This is a genomic window from Hymenobacter telluris (assembly GCF_017313265.1).
Lineage (GTDB): Bacteria > Bacteroidota > Bacteroidia > Cytophagales > Hymenobacteraceae > Hymenobacter > Hymenobacter telluris.
Map to the genome: position 1 here is coordinate 212703 of NZ_JAFLQZ010000008.1, position 16458 is coordinate 229160.

Annotated in this window: 16 protein-coding genes; 8 read left to right on the forward strand and 8 right to left on the reverse strand. The window is 57.4% G+C overall.

The genetic code is table 11. The features are described from left to right. Positions 1–35: 35 nt before the first annotated feature. Entirely contained in the window at positions 36–344 is a 309-nt protein-coding gene (locus tag J0X19_RS14040; RefSeq protein ID WP_206985000.1) for a hypothetical protein, read from the reverse strand. 358 nt (positions 345–702) lie between these two features. Between J0X19_RS14040 and J0X19_RS14045 the strand changes: the two genes are divergently transcribed. Continuing rightward, entirely contained in the window at positions 703–1362 is a 660-nt protein-coding gene (locus tag J0X19_RS14045) for a murein L,D-transpeptidase catalytic domain family protein (protein ID WP_206985001.1), read from the forward strand. A 99-nt stretch (positions 1363–1461) separates the two neighbouring features. Here the strand turns inward: J0X19_RS14045 and J0X19_RS14050 are convergent, their stop codons facing one another. Beyond that, the gene (locus tag J0X19_RS14050) at positions 1462–1656 is read right to left on the reverse strand and encodes a hypothetical protein (protein ID WP_022823058.1); all 195 of its coding nucleotides are present in this window, start codon (positions 1654–1656) and stop codon (positions 1462–1464) included. Positions 1657–1833: 177 nt separating this feature from the next. Here J0X19_RS14050 and J0X19_RS14055 point away from each other — a divergent pair, with 177 nt between their 5' ends. Both J0X19_RS14055 and J0X19_RS14060 read left to right on the forward strand, forming a co-directional pair. Continuing rightward, positions 1834–2643 (forward strand): M48 family metallopeptidase, encoded by an 810-nt coding sequence (locus J0X19_RS14055; RefSeq protein ID WP_206985002.1) that lies wholly within the window; start codon positions 1834–1836, stop codon positions 2641–2643. Between the two features lie 42 nt (positions 2644–2685). Beyond that, on the forward strand, positions 2686–3603 hold the full coding sequence (locus tag J0X19_RS14060) for a diacylglycerol/lipid kinase family protein (RefSeq protein WP_206985003.1): 918 nt from the start codon (positions 2686–2688) through the stop codon (positions 3601–3603). A gap of 8 nt (positions 3604–3611) precedes the next feature. Here the strand turns inward: J0X19_RS14060 and J0X19_RS14065 are convergent, their stop codons facing one another. The 6 genes from J0X19_RS14065 to J0X19_RS14090 all read right to left on the reverse strand — a co-directional run bounded on the left by J0X19_RS14065 (position 3612) and on the right by J0X19_RS14090 (position 11588). After that, a complete protein-coding gene (locus J0X19_RS14065) occupies positions 3612–4856 on the reverse strand; it encodes a metallophosphoesterase (RefSeq protein WP_206985004.1) in 1245 nt (414 codons plus the stop codon). 68 nt (positions 4857–4924) lie between these two features. Next, the gene (locus tag J0X19_RS14070) at positions 4925–5557 is read right to left on the reverse strand and encodes an LON peptidase substrate-binding domain-containing protein (protein WP_206985005.1); all 633 of its coding nucleotides are present in this window, start codon (positions 5555–5557) and stop codon (positions 4925–4927) included. 175 nt (positions 5558–5732) lie between these two features. Next, complete coding sequence (locus tag J0X19_RS14075; protein ID WP_206985006.1) at positions 5733–6869, reverse strand: NAD(P)/FAD-dependent oxidoreductase; 1137 nt, start codon at positions 6867–6869, stop codon at positions 5733–5735. Between the two features lie 93 nt (positions 6870–6962). Then, entirely contained in the window at positions 6963–8765 is a 1803-nt protein-coding gene (locus J0X19_RS14080; protein ID WP_206985007.1) for a TauD/TfdA family dioxygenase, read from the reverse strand. A gap of 99 nt (positions 8766–8864) precedes the next feature. After that, positions 8865–10478 (reverse strand): L-tyrosine/L-tryptophan isonitrile synthase family protein, encoded by a 1614-nt coding sequence (locus tag J0X19_RS14085; RefSeq protein WP_257573355.1) that lies wholly within the window; start codon positions 10476–10478, stop codon positions 8865–8867. Positions 10479–10571: 93 nt separating this feature from the next. Next, complete coding sequence (locus tag J0X19_RS14090; protein ID WP_206985009.1) at positions 10572–11588, reverse strand: LacI family DNA-binding transcriptional regulator; 1017 nt, start codon at positions 11586–11588, stop codon at positions 10572–10574. Between the two features lie 299 nt (positions 11589–11887). Here J0X19_RS14090 and J0X19_RS14095 point away from each other — a divergent pair, with 299 nt between their 5' ends. From J0X19_RS14095 to J0X19_RS14115, 5 genes are all read left to right on the forward strand, one after another. Beyond that, positions 11888–12790 (forward strand): aldo/keto reductase, encoded by a 903-nt coding sequence (locus J0X19_RS14095; protein ID WP_206985010.1) that lies wholly within the window; start codon positions 11888–11890, stop codon positions 12788–12790. 47 nt (positions 12791–12837) lie between these two features. After that, positions 12838–13665, forward strand: a complete 828-nt coding sequence (locus J0X19_RS14100; protein WP_206985011.1) for an amidohydrolase family protein — start codon at positions 12838–12840, stop codon at positions 13663–13665. A 155-nt stretch (positions 13666–13820) separates the two neighbouring features. Beyond that, positions 13821–14831, forward strand: coding sequence for a zinc-binding alcohol dehydrogenase family protein (locus tag J0X19_RS14105; protein WP_206985012.1), 1011 nt, complete (start codon positions 13821–13823; stop codon positions 14829–14831). Between the two features lie 146 nt (positions 14832–14977). After that, positions 14978–15721 (forward strand): monofunctional biosynthetic peptidoglycan transglycosylase, encoded by a 744-nt coding sequence (gene mtgA, locus J0X19_RS14110; protein ID WP_317194779.1) that lies wholly within the window; start codon positions 14978–14980, stop codon positions 15719–15721. 144 nt (positions 15722–15865) lie between these two features. Next, positions 15866–16318: a YybH family protein gene (locus J0X19_RS14115; RefSeq protein WP_206985013.1), complete on the forward strand. Its 453-nt coding sequence runs from the start codon at positions 15866–15868 to the stop codon at positions 16316–16318. Positions 16319–16458: the final 140 nt, after the last annotated feature.

The following is a 16458-nucleotide window of genomic DNA, read 5'->3' on the forward strand; positions in this document are numbered from 1 at the left end:
TGTCTGGTATAAGCTTAATCCAATAAGTTCCTTCCTTACTTCGCTAATGGGCGCTCCGTTAAGATTTCGGTAACGGTGCCGATAGCGCCAAAATGAATGGCGAGCTTGTTGGCGGCAGAACGCGGATGTCCTGCTTCGCACTGCGGGCCCGACTCCAGGTAATAATAGTACGTTTTTTCAGTTTGCTCAGCTAGCTCTTCCTCATCCGGGCGGCCCAGCAACCTCTCCACAGTAGCTGTGGTCTTGCCATAAAGCTGCCCCTTCTGGTTTATAATGGCTTTTGCCTGCTCGCTGCGTTTATTTTGGCAACCGTACGTATCCTGCACCCAAATAGCAGTATTCAAACCTGATAAGGAAGCTCCAGACTGGTTGCAAGACGTTAGTAACAGCAAGCAAACGCTAAGAGTGGAGAGAGAACGAAACAACATAGAGCTGGAGCGTAGGAACTGGAAATGTGAGAGCGGAAGTTGTGAAAACTTGAGGAAGTTACTTTAAAGTACTATTATTGTAGTTCAGGACTTTTGTAGAGTAACAGTTGCCACTTCATTTCGCTTTTGTTTGACTGCTCAGCCGATGACCAAGGTACCGACTGCTTTTACTTCGCTACTGCTTGCCGCATGTTTGCTTTGCTCAGCGCCTGTTTCCAGCTCACGAGCGTTGCCGCCCACTAAGCCAACCCCGGAAACACGCACAACCGTATACATGGCTGCTTTCGAGCAGCACGTGGCAAGCAGCTACATAAAGACGAAGCTCGTGAATTACGGCGTACCAGCCAATGTTTACCGGGAAGCCCTCATGGGGTATTATGCGCTCAGCCAGCGTGGCCAAGTGGCTCCCAGTCAGCACACGCTCACTATCATCGACTTCGAGCGCCCGAGCCGGCAAAAGCGGCTGTGGGTAATCGACCTGAAAAAACAGGCCGTACTCTTCCATACGCTGGTCGCCCACGGCAAAAACACCGGCGCCGACTTGGCACACGCGTTTTCCAACCAAGAAGGCTCCGAGAAGAGCAGCCTGGGCTTCTACGTTACCGGCCAGACCTACCAAGGCAAACACGGCCTCTCACTGAAGCTGCACGGCCAGGACCCCGGCTACAATACCAACGCAGCCAGCCGTTCAGTAGTCGTGCACGGTGCCGACTATGTGAGTGAAGAATTTGTGCGGCAGCATGGTCGGTTGGGCCGCAGCCAAGGCTGCCCAGCACTGCCTGTTCACCAAAGCTCGGCCATTATTCGTGCTATCAAAGGCGGCAGCGTAATATTCGCGCACGGCCCGAGCGTGGTACGTTATCATTCCAACTGGCTGCAACTAAATACCGCCCTTTTGGCATTCGCTCAGCAGCAGGGCTTGGCCGGTAGCTGATACCAGCGCGAAGGCACTAGCCCGGAAACACGTCGCCCCGGCACGTGAGTTGTCTTACTCTTCACGAGTAGTTAACTCACGTGCCGGGGCGACGTATAATTAAGCCCGGTCGCTGGTAGTCTTGACTAAGTTGATGCCGGCGAAAAAGAAAATCAGGCCCACGCCAAACGGAACCAGGGAGTTGATTTTGCTTAGATTGACGCCGGCTACGTGCAAGAAACCTAGCGCCCCGTAAATAATGCCGATGATACCCAGGATGGTAAGCAAAGAGCCGAAAGTGCGTTTCTGGTTCATAATGGTGCTGAAGTAAGAGTATGTGAGAAAACAGGAAAAGGGAGAATGTGCCTGATACGGTAGTCGCCCGCATTTGGGTATATAGCAGCTGGGCAACTCTTCTATCAGAGGTGCGTTACAAGCCCAACAGCCCACTTAGAGGCTGAAATTCGTCCTGCTTTTTTCTGCCATTGTACCATGAGAGGAAATCTTCGTTTTGTCGTTGCCATTCTGATGGCCGCCTTCGCCTTCGTGACTTATTACTGCAAACGCTCGGTAAACGAAGTGACCGGTGAAGTGCAACACGTAAACATGACGGCCGACCAGGAAATAGCCCTGGGCCTACAAGCCGCTCCCCAAATGGCACAGCAATACGGTGGTCTGCATCCCGACAAGCAAGCTGCCGCCCGCGTAGAGGAAATTGGTCAGCAGATTGTACGCAGCACAAAAGCCAGCCAAAGCCCTTATAAATTTCAGTTTCACTTGCTAGCCGATGAAAACACCATCAACGCTTTTGCGCTGCCGGGTGGCCAGGTATTTATTACGGCTGGTCTGCTGAAGAATCTTTCCAGTGAAGGCCAGGTGGCCGGGGTACTGGCCCACGAAATCGGGCACGTAGTAGGGCGTCACTCCGCCGAGCAGATTGCCAAGTCGCAGCTGACGCAGGGCCTGACCGGCGCGGCTGCCATTGGCATGTACGACCCCGACCGGCCCGGCACGATGGCGGCATCAGCCGCAGCTGCTATGGTTGGCAAGCTGCTAACGTTGCGCTTCGGGCGCGAGGACGAGTTAGAGGCCGACCGTTTGGCCGTAGATTATACGCCCCAAGCCGGCTACGACCCTCGCTCCATGATTAAGGTAATGCAGATTCTGGAGCAGAAAGGTGGCAGCGGGGGCCAGCCCGAGTTCCTGAGCACGCACCCGAACCCCGGCAACCGCATAGGCGAGTTGGAGCAAGAAATCAATGCCGAATTTCCGCAGGGAGTACCTGGCAACCTAAAGCAGTAAGTTGAGTGTAGAGAGTCTACGGCTTTTTCAGCCCGTTTCTTCATGACCAACCAGACCCCGCCGCTACTCAACCTACTGTTCGTGCTGAATCCGGTTTCTGGCGACATCGACAAGGCCACCCTCGAACAGACCATAACCGATTATTGTACCGAGCGAGGCCGAACAGCTAACTTTCACCATACCACCGGCGACGACGACCTAGAAAACTTGCGCGCCAAACTGGCCGCGCGTACCTATGATGCGGTTTTTGCAGCCGGTGGTGATGGTACCGTTAGTCTGGTAGCCGAAGCGCTGCTGGGGCAGACTACGCCGCTTGGTATTCTGCCGCTTGGCTCCGGCAACGGGCTGTCGAAGGACTTAGGTGTTCCGCAGGATACACAGGAAGCCTTGCAGCTCATCTGGCGAAACGAGGAGCGAGTTATCGACACGCTCCAAGTAGGGGGGCAGTTCTCGGCGCATTTGGCCGATTTGGGCTTTAATGCCTTGGTAGTGGAGCGCTTTGATAAAGGGGATACGCGCGGGCCGGGGGCGTACATCCGCATTGCCACGCAGGAATATCTAAGCTACGAGCCGGCCACCTACCGCATAGAAACCGATTTGGAAACGTGGCAAGGCCAAGCCTTCATGGTGACCATTGCCAATGCTAATACATTTGGTAGCAACGTAGTTATCAACCCCAACAGCGACCTGGACGATGGGCAGTTTGAAATCTGCTTGATTGAGCCTTTCCCTGCCGCGGCCGCCCCCGGTATTTTGTATCGGCTCTACAACAGCGAGTTCGACGAATCCAACTATACGCGGCGGCTGTGCTGCCGTACCGCATCCATATCGGTGCCGGATGCGCAGGAGGTACTGGTGCAGATTGATGGTGAACCCCAAACCCTGCCTAGCCCAGTGAAAATAACGATTAACCCGCAAAGCCTACGGGTGCTGGTGCCACTACCGGCCAAAGCGAAATAGTTGGCTTTTCAGGCTGGAAGTAGTGGTTTCTTTACTATCGAAGGCGCTACTAAAGGCGGCGCTATAACGGGGCCGGGTACGAGGCGTTGGCGGAAAACCTCGGAGTTTTCCTGATGGCTGGCTGGCTCCAGAGTACGGAGCCACACCTCGCCGTTATCGTAGAAATCGACACTGAAAAACCCTTTGTGCTCGTGCACGAAAGTAGCCGTGCCGCCTTTCTGCACGAAGGCTGTTTTGCTGCCTGCGCCGCTCACCAGGTAGTGCCCGCCGTGCCGCTCGAAATATTGCAGGTTGTGGTCGTGGCCGGCGGCATAAATAACGTTGGGAAACTGGTGCAGTACCCGCAGCAAGCGGCGCCGCATTTTACGGTAGCGCGGGTGCGCCATGTCCTCGGCAGCGCCCACTACTTTGCGGTAGAGGGGTAGCAGTGAGCCAATAAGTGGCAGCGGTACGTACGCCCGTTTGTGTACCGTAGTGAGCGGAAAAACGTGTTGCTTGGCCGTGAACTTACCACCGTGCATGGCATTGGAATAAAGCGGGTGGTGCCCGGCCACTAGCACCCGTTGATGCCGATTGGCCTCCAGGATTTGGTGCAGCTGCCGGAAGGGCTCCTTGGGGTCGGCGGCGGGGCGGGCACCTTGCTGTACCCACCATTGGGTGTTTAGCACCACTAGTAGCACACCGTCGGCTAGCGGCAGGGTAACCGGGCCAGGCACCCCACCTTGAGGAAGGTAAAGCGCGGTTGGCAGGTGCTCAGCAACGTATGCCTCTTGTCGTAGCAGATATTCGTAACCATCGGGGCGGCCTTTGTTCCAGTCGTGGTTGCCACTCAAAAGCACCACGCGGCCCGGAAAATTGCCTACCGCATCAAGCAAAGCAGTGAGCCGCTTTTCGGCAGCGGAGCGGGCGGGGCTATCGGGCGCGGGCAGCCCAACGGGGTACACATTGTCGCCGAGAATAACGACGGTACCTGCGGGGCCTGTGCTCTGCTGCCAGCTAGCCAGCAGTTGCAGAATCGGGTCGGTGCCATCGGTGGCCACTGCGCCAGGGTCGCCGAGCAGGGCTACACGGTGCAGCAGGGTAGCGGTGGGAGCAGGAAAGTGCTGGTGCCAATCGTTGCGGGAAGGGGCCACGTAGGGCCGCCGCCGGTACTGCCGCTCCTGCCAAAAGCGCATCAGCAGCCAGAGCGCCAGCACCGCGCCAGCCGCTAGAAACAGATACGGCAACAGGGAAAGAGTAGCAGTCAGCGACATAGGAAACGAAAAGGGGTTTCCATCTATACGTGCAAACCAACTGCTTCCGTTCGTTTACCCTGCTATTATCAGAAATTTGGTGGGGTAAGATTCTTGAAGTGCCCGTTTAGCCGCACTCGCTCTTTCAGCCGCTCGGTTTCCATGAGCACCGGCAGAATGTGGTCTAGGTGTTCCAGCACAATCTCCTGCCGTTCCACCTCAGTGCCGGCTTCCAGCAGCTGGTATTCCTGCTCGGTGCTCAAACCCAAATGATGCGCCACGTCATAAATCCGATAATCGGGTGGAAGCTCCTGCATCAGCTTGCGTAGACCCAATACATCGTACAGATGCTGTAGATGGCTGGCAATGCGGCTCTGTAGCACTGCATCCGGACGAACATCATCGAGTATATCTTCCACTAAACCACCCGCATAGAGCTTGCCGGGCGCCTGCCGGTAGAATTCCGTCACTCGAAACAACCCAATGGCGCGGGTCCGGATGTCCATCTCGCCGCTGGCGTAGTTCTTTTCCACGTCAAGCAACTGCATTTCCGTACCCAGCATGCTCACCGACTCGTTGAGAAACGGCGGAATTCCGAACGTAATACCTTCGCTGATACAGTCGCGCACCAGCTGGCGGTAGCGAGGCTCGAAGATGTGCAGGTTGAGCTTCTCACCGGGGAAGACCACAAGGTTAAGCGGAAACAGGGCAAGCTGACGCATACGAGCTAGTAAGGAAATTGTGTTCTAGGTATCAAAACGCCTGTTCTGGCACCACTTGCAAATAAGCAAAGTAGAACTGATTAGTTTCGGAAGGTCTTAATTTCTTGGCAAGATGTGGAAGCTAAGTCCATAGCAACCCAGTCCGACCGGTGCAGTGCGCCTTGCACTTCAAGGTTCAGTAGCTTTTGCCGTGAGTTAGCTTGAGTACTTGGTTGGTGAGCCCAGGTATCCGTTTCAAAAACCGGATGGCAAGGGTTGTTAAGGCGGGTCGCCCAAAAAACTGATGGATTAGCCGCCCTGCGGTAATGCGCAGCAGCAGCAAGCGCCGCCAGGCTTGGGTGTATTGCTGCTCTAATTCAGGGCGTGAAATACGGCCATCCAGGTAGTCAAGCAGCAGGCCATACAACAGGAAACTGGCGTTCATCCCCATGCTCATGCCATTACCGGCCAACGGAGCAATGGTTCCCGCTGCATCACCGAGCAGCAGCACGTGGGTTTCCACAGTGGACCGTTCACGAAACGTAATCTGGGAAATGACAATGGGCGGCTTGCCAGCTCGTTGCGCCTCCTGGAGGTAGGGGCGCAGCAACGGGTTCTGCATGAGGACTTGGCGCTCCATCTCGGCTACGCTATTCCCGTGGGCCCGTAGATTGCGCACATCACTGATGTAGCTGCAATTAGTGAGCCCGCCCGGCACCGGCGAAAGCCCACAATAGCCATCTTTGAAATTATGCATTTCCACCAAGTCGCGGGGAAAATCGGGGACTTGCAGATGATATTTGACGGCTACAAACTGGCGACCCTGACGGCTGGATTCCAGAAAACTACGCTTGAGCTTGCTGTCGAGGTTGGCATGCTTGCCCCAGGCCCCGCAGGCAGTGCGCGCCCGGTAAGTAGCCCCGCCTGCCACTGTAATGGTCAGTTGCTCGTTGGCAAATACCACGTCCGTTACTTTGGTGCCTTCCTGAATGGTGGCGCCATGCTGAACCGCCAGGCGGGCCAGCAGCTGGTCTAGCTCGTACCGGGTGATGCCTAAGCCGCCAATATCCAAGGGGTGATGCAGGGCCTCGCCGGTGGGCGAGGACACGGTAAAGCGCGTCATTTTCGGCAGGTTCATTTCAGCCAGCGGCACCCCAATGCGGCACAGGAAATCATAGTTCTCCATTGAAATGTACTCGCCACAAACGCGGTGAAACGGGTACGTTTCCTTCTCGAACAGCACCACTGTTCGCCCTGCCTGCGCCAATTGCAGCGCCAGCGTCAGGCCCGACACGCCCCCACCAATTATGGCGCAGTCGTAGAGTTCAGTCAAAGTTTTCGGGGCCGTACGGGGCAGGCTAGAGGGAAGAACCGACATACTGCGGAATAATAGCTAAATGGATAGGTGCAGGAGGAAAGGGCGTACCTACACCGCACTCCGCCTGGTCTTTCTCCCTGTTGTTTGGCTGGGCTGATTGCTGCTCCGTAGGATGCGCGTGGCGAAAAGTACGCTGGCCGCCACCAGGCTCGTGTAGGCGGTGGCTTTTAGCCACTGGGGCACCAGCATGCCGTTTTCCTTGAGCACGGCGGCAGCGGCGGTTTCGTCTTTTGCGGCAATTTTCTGGTTGATTGTTTTGTAGCCTTGGGCTATGTACGCCACGGCGCCGGCCAGTGGCAACAAACCCAGATAGGCTACTTTCGGTAGTTTTTCAACCTTGAATAAGTAGGTGAAGCTGCCTAGGGCCAGCAGCCCCGCGCCGCCGGTTATAGCCTGCGCTACGCGCATGCTGTGGTGCAAGCCCAGCGCCACAATGGCGGTGTGCAGACCGGCCGCACGGTCTTCGGGGTAGTCCTCCGCATTATTGAGCATGAGCACACCCACTTGGAGCAGGCCGTAGGCGGCAGCCAAGGTCAGTACGGCTGGTTGGGGGAAGTGCGTGACCAAACTGCTGGTGTAGGCCATCGGGCCAAAGAAAATAACAGCCCATTGCGCGGCTAACTGCCATACCCCGCGCGATTTGAAGTGCAAGGGCCGCCACGAATACTGGAAACCCAGCGCCCAGCCAATAACGGTGAGCGGTACAAACTGCCACCGCCCGGTGCGTTGCGTCAGCCAGACGCTAACCAGCACGGTACTCGCCACCGAAGCGCGCATTTGCCACCGCACGCCCCCTTCGCCTAGCTCAAACACGGCATTGGATAAGTGGCTTTTGTACACCGCATCCACGCGCCGGTCGGCGTAGGCATTCACCAGGTCCCCGAAGTTGAAGAGCAGATAGATGCCCGCCAGCCCTACGTACAGCTCCGGCTTTTTCAGAAACCGAAAATCCTCGGCACTGAGCAGAACAGGAATCAGGAAAATAGGAATCTCCGCTATCAGAAACTCAGTGCGGCGTAGCGTTTTACTGTTTTTCAGGAACTGCGCCAAGCCGCGGTGCGCTGGCCGCGCCAGCAGGTTGATGCGCTGAATATGACGCTCATTGGGGTTCAGAAACGCGTCGCGGCCGTGGAGTAGGACGTGGTTATCCGCCAGTACAATGTCGTTGTCGGCCCAGGTGTGGATGTAGAACACCTCGGGGGCGTAAAGGGCGGCTTGCAATTCGCCTATCAGATCGGCTTGCTCGGTGGGCGTGGCATCCAGCACTTCCACGCTCACGGGATTCAAGTCGTGTACTGGCTCGGCGAAACGCAGGGTGGCCTCGCCCGTAACGGGGTGGGCTTGCACTAAGCGCTGGGTGAGGGTGCCACCATAGTGCACTATTTTTTCGGTGCGGTAGCGTAGGGTAGCCTGTTGCCAGCGGCTGCGTTGCGCAGCGGTGGCACGGGCCAGCACTCGGCTGGTATCAGCGAAGGTGGTGCCGCCACGGTCCTCGGGGCGGGGGGCTTTCACGCACTGAAAGAAGATGAGGTACGGAATGCGGCCAATAAAAGCGCCGTCCCAATGCAGTGGTACAGCACTAGGCGTATAAAGATAGTTCTTGGCATCAGGCTTCACCTTCAGCTCGTTGATGGCGCCGAACGGCCATTGAAGCGGCTCGCCTAGCTGCTGGGCATAAAGCGCAAACTGTGTCTTATCAAATAAGTTGAACCCCCGAAAAATAAGAATCCGGTGTGCCTGCACCCATTCCATGATTTGGTCGGCTGCAATGTTGGCTATGGTTTGGCCAGCAGTAGTGGCTCGCACGAGCAAGCCGAAGGGTACTTGGGGTTCGAGGGAATAGGCAGGCATAGGATAATAGGAAAGCGGTAGGGGCGCTTGGCTGTAGAGCACCGTAGTAAAGGTGCAAAGCAGCAGCGGGCCAACCAGTTGATAATTCGGACGGGTTGGTTAAGAATTCGGGCTGGCTACAAAGTGATTGGGACGCCCGTTCTTTTCTACGAGTTCTGCGCCCAGCTCTTCGGCCTGATAGCGTTTCATCAGCACGTAGTCGTTGTTGCGCAGTACTACCACGCCGTGCCAGGGCGTCAGCCAGTCGTCTACGGCGCGCGTAATGCGTAGCCCGATCTTGTCGGAATACGGATGCTGCGGGTGGATGCTGAGGCGTACCGCGTGCGGAAATTCCTGGGCCAATAGCCGCGTCCAGGCATTGCTGCGACGGATAACTTCGTACGCCACTTCCTTGCTTTCCTCTTTCACCCGGTTTTTGCTTTTCTCGGGTGCCAGCACTAAGCCATCTTCCGACACGAAGCGGTGAATACCGTTGAACATCGCGCGGTGGTGTTCGGTGTCGCGCACCCTGGCTCTAAGGTCGTCTAGCGGCTCGCCGTATTGGGCCACTATCCAGGCGCGAGCCTCATCGAAGGAGGTGGTAGTTAGCAGGTCTTCCAGGTTGAGCACTTCCAGGTCGGGGGTGCCTAGCTGCTGCAGTTGCTGTTTCAGCACGTCGTTGTAGGCCGATACGTCTGCGTCGCTCACCTGCACCAAATCGGCGAATACGCGTCCATCGGCGCAAATAGTGAGGCGGGCGCCCGGCGCGTACACCTGCCGAATGTCGGTGCAAAGGCTTTGCAGAAACGTCAGCGCAATTTCTTCCCCAAGGTCAGGCAGCTTACCTAGCACTTTGCGCGGGTTCGGCGACTTGGCTGGGAAGGCCGGCAAAATCAAGTGAATCGGCAGGTTCTGGCTGATGTAGTACTGTAGCTTGGGCAGCTGCAAGGCAATACTCTGCTCGTCGGGCACAGCGGACTGGTCGGGGCCACTAAGCAATACTTTGCGGTGGAGTAGCAGCAGCTTTGCGATGCGCCGAGCGACATTGAAATCCACGGCCGGGGCTACGCCCATAAATTGCTCTAACGCTGGCGCTACCTGCCCAAGCAGCAAGGGGCCGAGCATAGTGGAGAGTTGCGGAGTGGCCAGGGCCAGCCCGGCGCTCAGTAGTTCTAGCAGTTGATTGGTGGCCTGTCCATCGGTTGAGCGGTCGAGCAGGCGTAATCCTAACACGCCCCAATGGGTGGCGTAGAGTGCCTGCGTCAGCTGCGCGGTGAGGGCTTCGGCCGGCGCATCCGTAGCACCCCGGACCACCATTTCAAACAAGGCTAGCCCGCGCAGCCGGACACTTTCCGTTTCAGGGCTGAGCACGCCGATAGGCGCTTCGGCATCGAGCAGCGTAGCTAGCTGCGAGCGTAATAAGCGGTAGTGCGGCACCAGCAAAGCTAATTTCCACTGCACCAGCGCCTGAAAACGCTGGGCTATAGACCCAGCCGGCAAGTCAGGTACACTGGCTTCTAAGTCGTTGTGGATGCGCTGGTAGAGGCCAAGGATAAAGTCGTTTTTGGAACCGAAATGCTGGTAGGTATCAGCTAAGGACTGCTTGGCCGCGGTGGCAATGTCGGCAACCGAAACGGCGCTGTACCCCTGCGCTTCAAAAAGACGCAAACCGGTATCAAGCAAGTGCCAACGAGTGGAGGCAACGGGAAACTGGGAGGCAGACTGGGCGGCCATCAAAACAAGCGAAGAAGAAATACACGGCCGTCACGTGCGGCAGACGAAAGGTAGTACAGTGGCAGCCAGACAGTATAAAAAACTAGTACGGGCTTACCGAACCGATGACTCCCGAATGACCAGCTGAGTGGTGAGTACGGCTTGGCGGGGCGCAGGCGCCGCTTGGGCATTTACCTGTTCTAGAAACAGTAACCCTGCTTCCCGGCCCATTTCATACGTGGGGTGCATTACCGAGGTCAGCGTAGGCTCTACTACCGTGGCATGAAACTCGTCGGTGAAGCCCACCAGCCCTACGTCGTTGGGGATGCGCAGGCCCTGCCGCTTGATTTCCTTCATGGCGGCAAAGGCCGTGGTATCGTTCACCCCGAAAATAGCATCGGGGCGGACTGGGAGGGCCAGCAGTTGCCGGGTGGCTTCGGTGGCACTTGGTATGCTCAGGTCGCAGTGCACCAGCAGACTTTCATCGAAGGCGAGGTCGCACTCGGCCAGGCCCTGTTGGTAGCCCTGGATTCGTTCCTGCGTGATGTTGAGCTGGGCCGGCCCCGCAATGTGGGCAATCCGGCGGTAGCCGCTCTCGAAAAAGTGGCGCGTAATGCGGCGGGCCGCTTCCAGGTTGTCAACCACCACCGTCGAAACTTCTTCGGGGCGGCAAATCCGGTCGAAGAACACCAGCGGTACTTGCTCTTCTATCAGGTTGCTGAAGTGAGCGTAATCCTGGGTTTCCTGCGCCAGGCACATGATAATGCCCGCCACGCGCAGCTTCAACAGGTTGTCGAGGCACTCTTTTTCCTTCTCGGCACTCTCATAGCTGCACCGAATCACGATGTAGTAGCCGTGCTCGTTGGCTACGCTCTCGATGCCGCTGATGATGGAAGAGAAGAAATACGTGACCAGGTCGGGCACGATGACGCCAATGGTATTCGACTGGTGCTTGAGCAGCCCAATGGCCAGCGGATTGGGGCTGTAATCAAGCTCCTGCGCCAGTTCCTGCACTTTCTGGGTTAGCTCGGCGCTGATATCGGGGTGGTTGCGCAACGCCCGCGAAACCGTGGAAATAGACACATTTAACGTCTGGGCCAGGGTTTTCAGAGAGACGTGCCGTTTGCTCATGCTACCACTTGTATAAGAAGGTGAAACTGAATTGAAGCTTCTGCCACAGAAAGCAGGTGCCGCCATCAGAAGGGCCCCAATTTCCACTTCTGCGGCAAGAGAAAAACAATGTTACCGTAATTTTCTTTCACAAACCTTTGCGCAAAGCTTTGCGGAATTATCTTAAAGACAACCGATTGTGTGGGCTTGCGCGGCTTCTACTTTTGCCTGCACTGGCCAGCTTAGCTGAAGAGCAAGCGGCGGCTGGTGTCATCTTCACCACGGCACGTATGGAGCGCAGAAAATTAGGGAAAACAGGCATGGAAGTTTCCTGCCTGAGTTTGGGAGCTTCGTCGCTGGGCGGGGTCTTTCACGATATCAATGAGCAGCAGGGCATTGAAACGGTCTGCACCGCCGTCGAAAACGGCATCAATTTCATTGATGTATCGCCCTACTATGGCTTTCTGAAGGCCGAAACTGTGCTGGGCAAGGCGCTGCAACAGCTACCGCGCGACCAGTATTACCTATCCACCAAAGTGGGCCGCTACGGGCAGAACGGGGTGAAAAGCTGGGACTACAGCGGGGCGCGCGCCGTGCAAAGCGTGGAGGAAAGCCTGGCCCGCCTGCACCTCGACTACATCGACCTGATCAACGTGCACGACATTGAGTTCAGTGACTTAGACCAGGTTATCAACGAGACGCTGCCCGCGTTGCAGTCGATGAAGGCGGCCGGCGTGGTGGGGCATGTGGGCATTACCGGGCTGCCGCTGGAGCAGCTGCGCTACATAATTGAGCGGGTGCCGCCCAGCACCGTGGAAACCGTGCTATCCTTCTGCCACTACTGCCTCAACGATACGGCGTTGGAAGACTATGTGCCGTTTTTCGAGGCCCAGGGGGTAGGTGTTATCAATGCCTCGCCGCTGGCCATGGGCATGCTCTCGGAGCGCGGCGCGCCCGACTGGCATCCGGCTTCCGAGCAGGTGCAGGAGCACGCCCGGCAGGCGGCAGCCTTTTGCAAAAGCCAGAGCTACCCCATCGAGAAGCTCGCCATTCAATTCTCGGTCAGTAACCCGCAAATTGCCACTACGCTGGTCAGCACCGCCACGCCCGATAACATACTGCGCAATATCCGGTGGGCCACCGAGCCCCTCGACCCGATGCTGCTAAAGCAAGTGCAGCAGATTTTGCAGCCGGTGCTGAACGAAACCTGGGAAAACTCGTGAGGTAGCGGTGCGTTACCTTGCCTCACCAACCGCAAATTCCTACCACCATGAAAATTGACGCTCATCAGCATTTCTGGCAGTACCACCCCGTGCGCGACGCCTGGATCAACCAGGAAATGGCCGTCATTCAGCGCGACTTTTTACCCACCGATTTGCAGCCGCTGTTAACCCGCAACGGCCTGGATGGCTGCGTGGTAGTGCAGTCCGACCAGTCGGAAGCGGAAAACGAGTTTCAGTTGGCCAATGCCGCGCAGCACAGCTTTATTAAAGGCGTGGTCGGCTGGGTAGATTTGCAGGCCGAAAACGTAACCGAGCGGCTGAGCTACTATAGGCAGTTCGAGAAGCTGAAGGGCTTCCGGCACGTGTTGCAGGGTGAGGCCAACCGGGCCCTCATGCTGACGCCCGACTTCCGGCGGGGCATTGCGGCGCTGGAGCCGCTGAACTTCACCTACGACCTACTGATTTTCCCCGACCAGCTGGCGTATTCGCAGGAACTGGTAGCGGCTTTTCCTAACCAGCGGTTCGTGCTCGACCACATTGCCAAGCCCGACATCAAAGCGCAGCAGATTGAGCAATGGGCCGCCGACCTTGAAGCCCTGGCCGCTCACGAAAACGTATGGTGCAAGGTGTCGGGCATGGTGACGGAAGCCCGCTGGCAGGCCTGGCAGTCCTGCGACTTCCGGCCTTACCTGGATACCGTGTTCGAAGCTTTCGGGACCAGCCGGGTGATGTTTGGCTCCGACTGGCCGGTGTGCGAGGTGGCCGGCGGCTACGATGCCGTGGTGCAGCTGGCGCAGGAGTATCTGGCCGGTTTTTCAACGCACGAACAAGCCCTGTTCTGGGGCGATACGGCTGCCGCTTTTTATTCGCTTTAGGCTGATGTTGGTTGTTGAGGGGCTGCATGGTAGCAAGCATTTGAATTGCGACTTATTACAAGAACGTCATGCTTTATCTGGCGTCCGCTTGCCGAAGCATGACACCCTTTTCGTTCAACCAGCAACAATCAGCCAACAACAATCAACCATTAGCAATGAACACTCTCGTTTGTATTGAACCCGGCCAATTCGCGTATGAAACCCGCCCCATGCCGGTGGCCGAAGAAGGCCAGGCCTTGCTGCGGATTCGGCGCATTGGCATCTGCGGCACCGATTTGCACGCTTACGAAGGCACCCAGCCGTTTTTCGCGTATCCGCGGGTGCTGGGGCACGAGCTGGCCGGCGAGCTGGCCTCGGACGTACCGGGTTTCGAGCTGGGCGAAGCCGTAACGTTTATCCCGTATTTCAACTGCGGCGTGTGCATTGCCTGCCGCTCAGGTTTGCCTAACTGCTGCACGCAAATGAACGTGTGCGGCGTACACTCCGACGGGGGCATGGGCGAATATCTGTCGGTGCCGGCGTACTCATTGGTGCACGGGCAGGGGCTGAGCTTTGATGAGCTGGCGTTGGTGGAGCCGCTGGCCATTGGGGCGCACGGCGTGCGGCGGGCCGGCGTGAAGCCCGGCGAGTACGTGCTGGTAGTAGGAGCGGGGCCTATTGGGCTGGGCATCATGGAGTTTGCCCGCATTGCCGGGGCCCACGTTATTGCCCTCGACATCAACGAGCAGCGCCTGGCCTTCTGCAAAAACCGGCTGCAAGTGGCGCACACCATCAACGCCCAGGCCCCCGACGTGCTCGACCAGCTCCGCCGCATCACCAACGGCGACATGCCCACGGTGGTAATCGATGCCACGGGTAGCTTAAAGGCCATCAACAACGGGTTTAACTATCTGGCCCACGGTGGGCGCTACGTGCTGGTGGGTTTGCAGAAAGGCGAGTTAAGCTTCTCACACCCCGAGTTTCACAAGCGCGAAGCCACGCTCATGAGCAGCCGCAACGCCACCCGCGAGGATTTCGAGCACGTTATTGCGTCCATGAAGGCCGGGCTGGTGCAGCCGACCACCTACATCACCCACCGGGTGCCGTTTGGGGAGGTGCAGCAGGAATTTGCCAGCTGGCTCAACCCCGCTACCGGCGTCATCAAGGCCATGGTCGAGCTGACGTAGGAAGTCGTTGGGGCACGGCTGAGCGGGTTGGCAGGGCACTAGCAGCTGCCAGGGAAATTTCTCGTTGGAAGCCCTGAAACTCCTACTTTTGCCGCTCCCGTGGCTGTTTCGGCCGGGGGCGGCAATAAGGATATTTCGGTTTGGCAGTGGATTACAAAAAAGTGTGGCGGCAGACCCGGCAGGTGCTGTTGCAAGTGGTGGCGGCGCTGTTTCTGACGTCGGTGGTGTGGGTGCTGCTGTACCGCTGGGTGTCGCCGCCGGCTACCTGGCTGATGCTGGACCGCCGCGCGTATGCGCCCGTGGGCAAGGGCTACTACGGTATTCAGGAGGAAGACCGCCGCATCAACTACTACTTCAAAACCCTGGATGAAGTGTCGCCGGAGGTGCCACTGGCGCTGATTGCCGCCGAAGACCAGCGCTTTTTGCTGCATCACGGCTTCGATGGCAATGCCTTATGGAGCGCGGCCAAGTATAACCTCAGCGGCGGCAAGAAGCTGCGCGGCGGCAGCACTATCTCGCAGCAAGTCGCCAAAAACGTGTTTCTGTGGCAGGGCCGCAGTTACGTCCGCAAAGCCGCCGAGGCGTATTTCACGGTGCTCATCGAGCTGCTCTGGGATAAGCAGCGCATCATGGAAATGTATTTGAGCGTGGCCGAAATGGGCGACTGTACCTTCGGCGTAGAAGCCGCTTCCCAGCGCTACTTCCATAAGTCGGCCGATAAAATAACCGCCAAAGAAGCCGCTTTGCTGGCCGGCGTACTGCCCAATCCGTTGCGTTTCCGAGCCAGCAACCCCGGCCCACAAGCCCGCGCCAAGCAGCAGCGGGTATTGCGCAACATGCGCCGCCTGGGCGGCAAGAAGTATGTGGCAGAGTTGGTAGGGGAGGAGTAATTGCAGTTGCATAAGCGTAAAAAGATCATAGCCGATGGGTGCTGTTACTCCGACGCAGGAGCAATCTGATTTCTTTCGTTTAATGATTACACTCAGATTCCTCCTGCGTCGGAAGGACAGGCGCCGTATTGTATCTTGAGCGGCATGAAGCTACTTCTCGCATTGCCCTCGTTGGCGCTACTTGCCGCCTGCACTTCCGCGCCGGCCACTACTGCCGCTGAAACGCCGGCCGAAACGCGCCGCGCCATCATCCAACTGCTGACCACCCAAACCGCCGCCTGGAACCGCGGCGACGTGGCCAACTTCATGAAGGGCTACTGGGAGTCCGATTCGTTGGTGTTTATTGGCAAGAGCGGCCTTACTTACGGCTGGCAGCCTACCCTCGACAACTACCGCCGGAGCTACCCCAACCCCGCTGCCATGGGCCAGCTCCGCTTCGCCAACCTGCGCGTCACGCCCGACGGGCCCGATGCGGCGCACGTAGTCGGGCAGTGGCACCTCACCCGCCCTGGCCTCGGTGACTTACAAGGCCAGTACCTATTGGTGCTGCGTCGCCTCAATGGCCAATGGGTTATCGTAGCCGACCACTCCAGCTGAAGGTGAAATAGTGAAGTGGTGAGATGGTGAGTTTGATGTTCTGGTTTCGCCTATTTCGCCGCTTTAACGTTATACTTTCCTTCTCTCCTCTTTTCTTTTTCTTCGCTTTTCCTTTTTTGGTTTTCTCGTTCCTTTTTCCT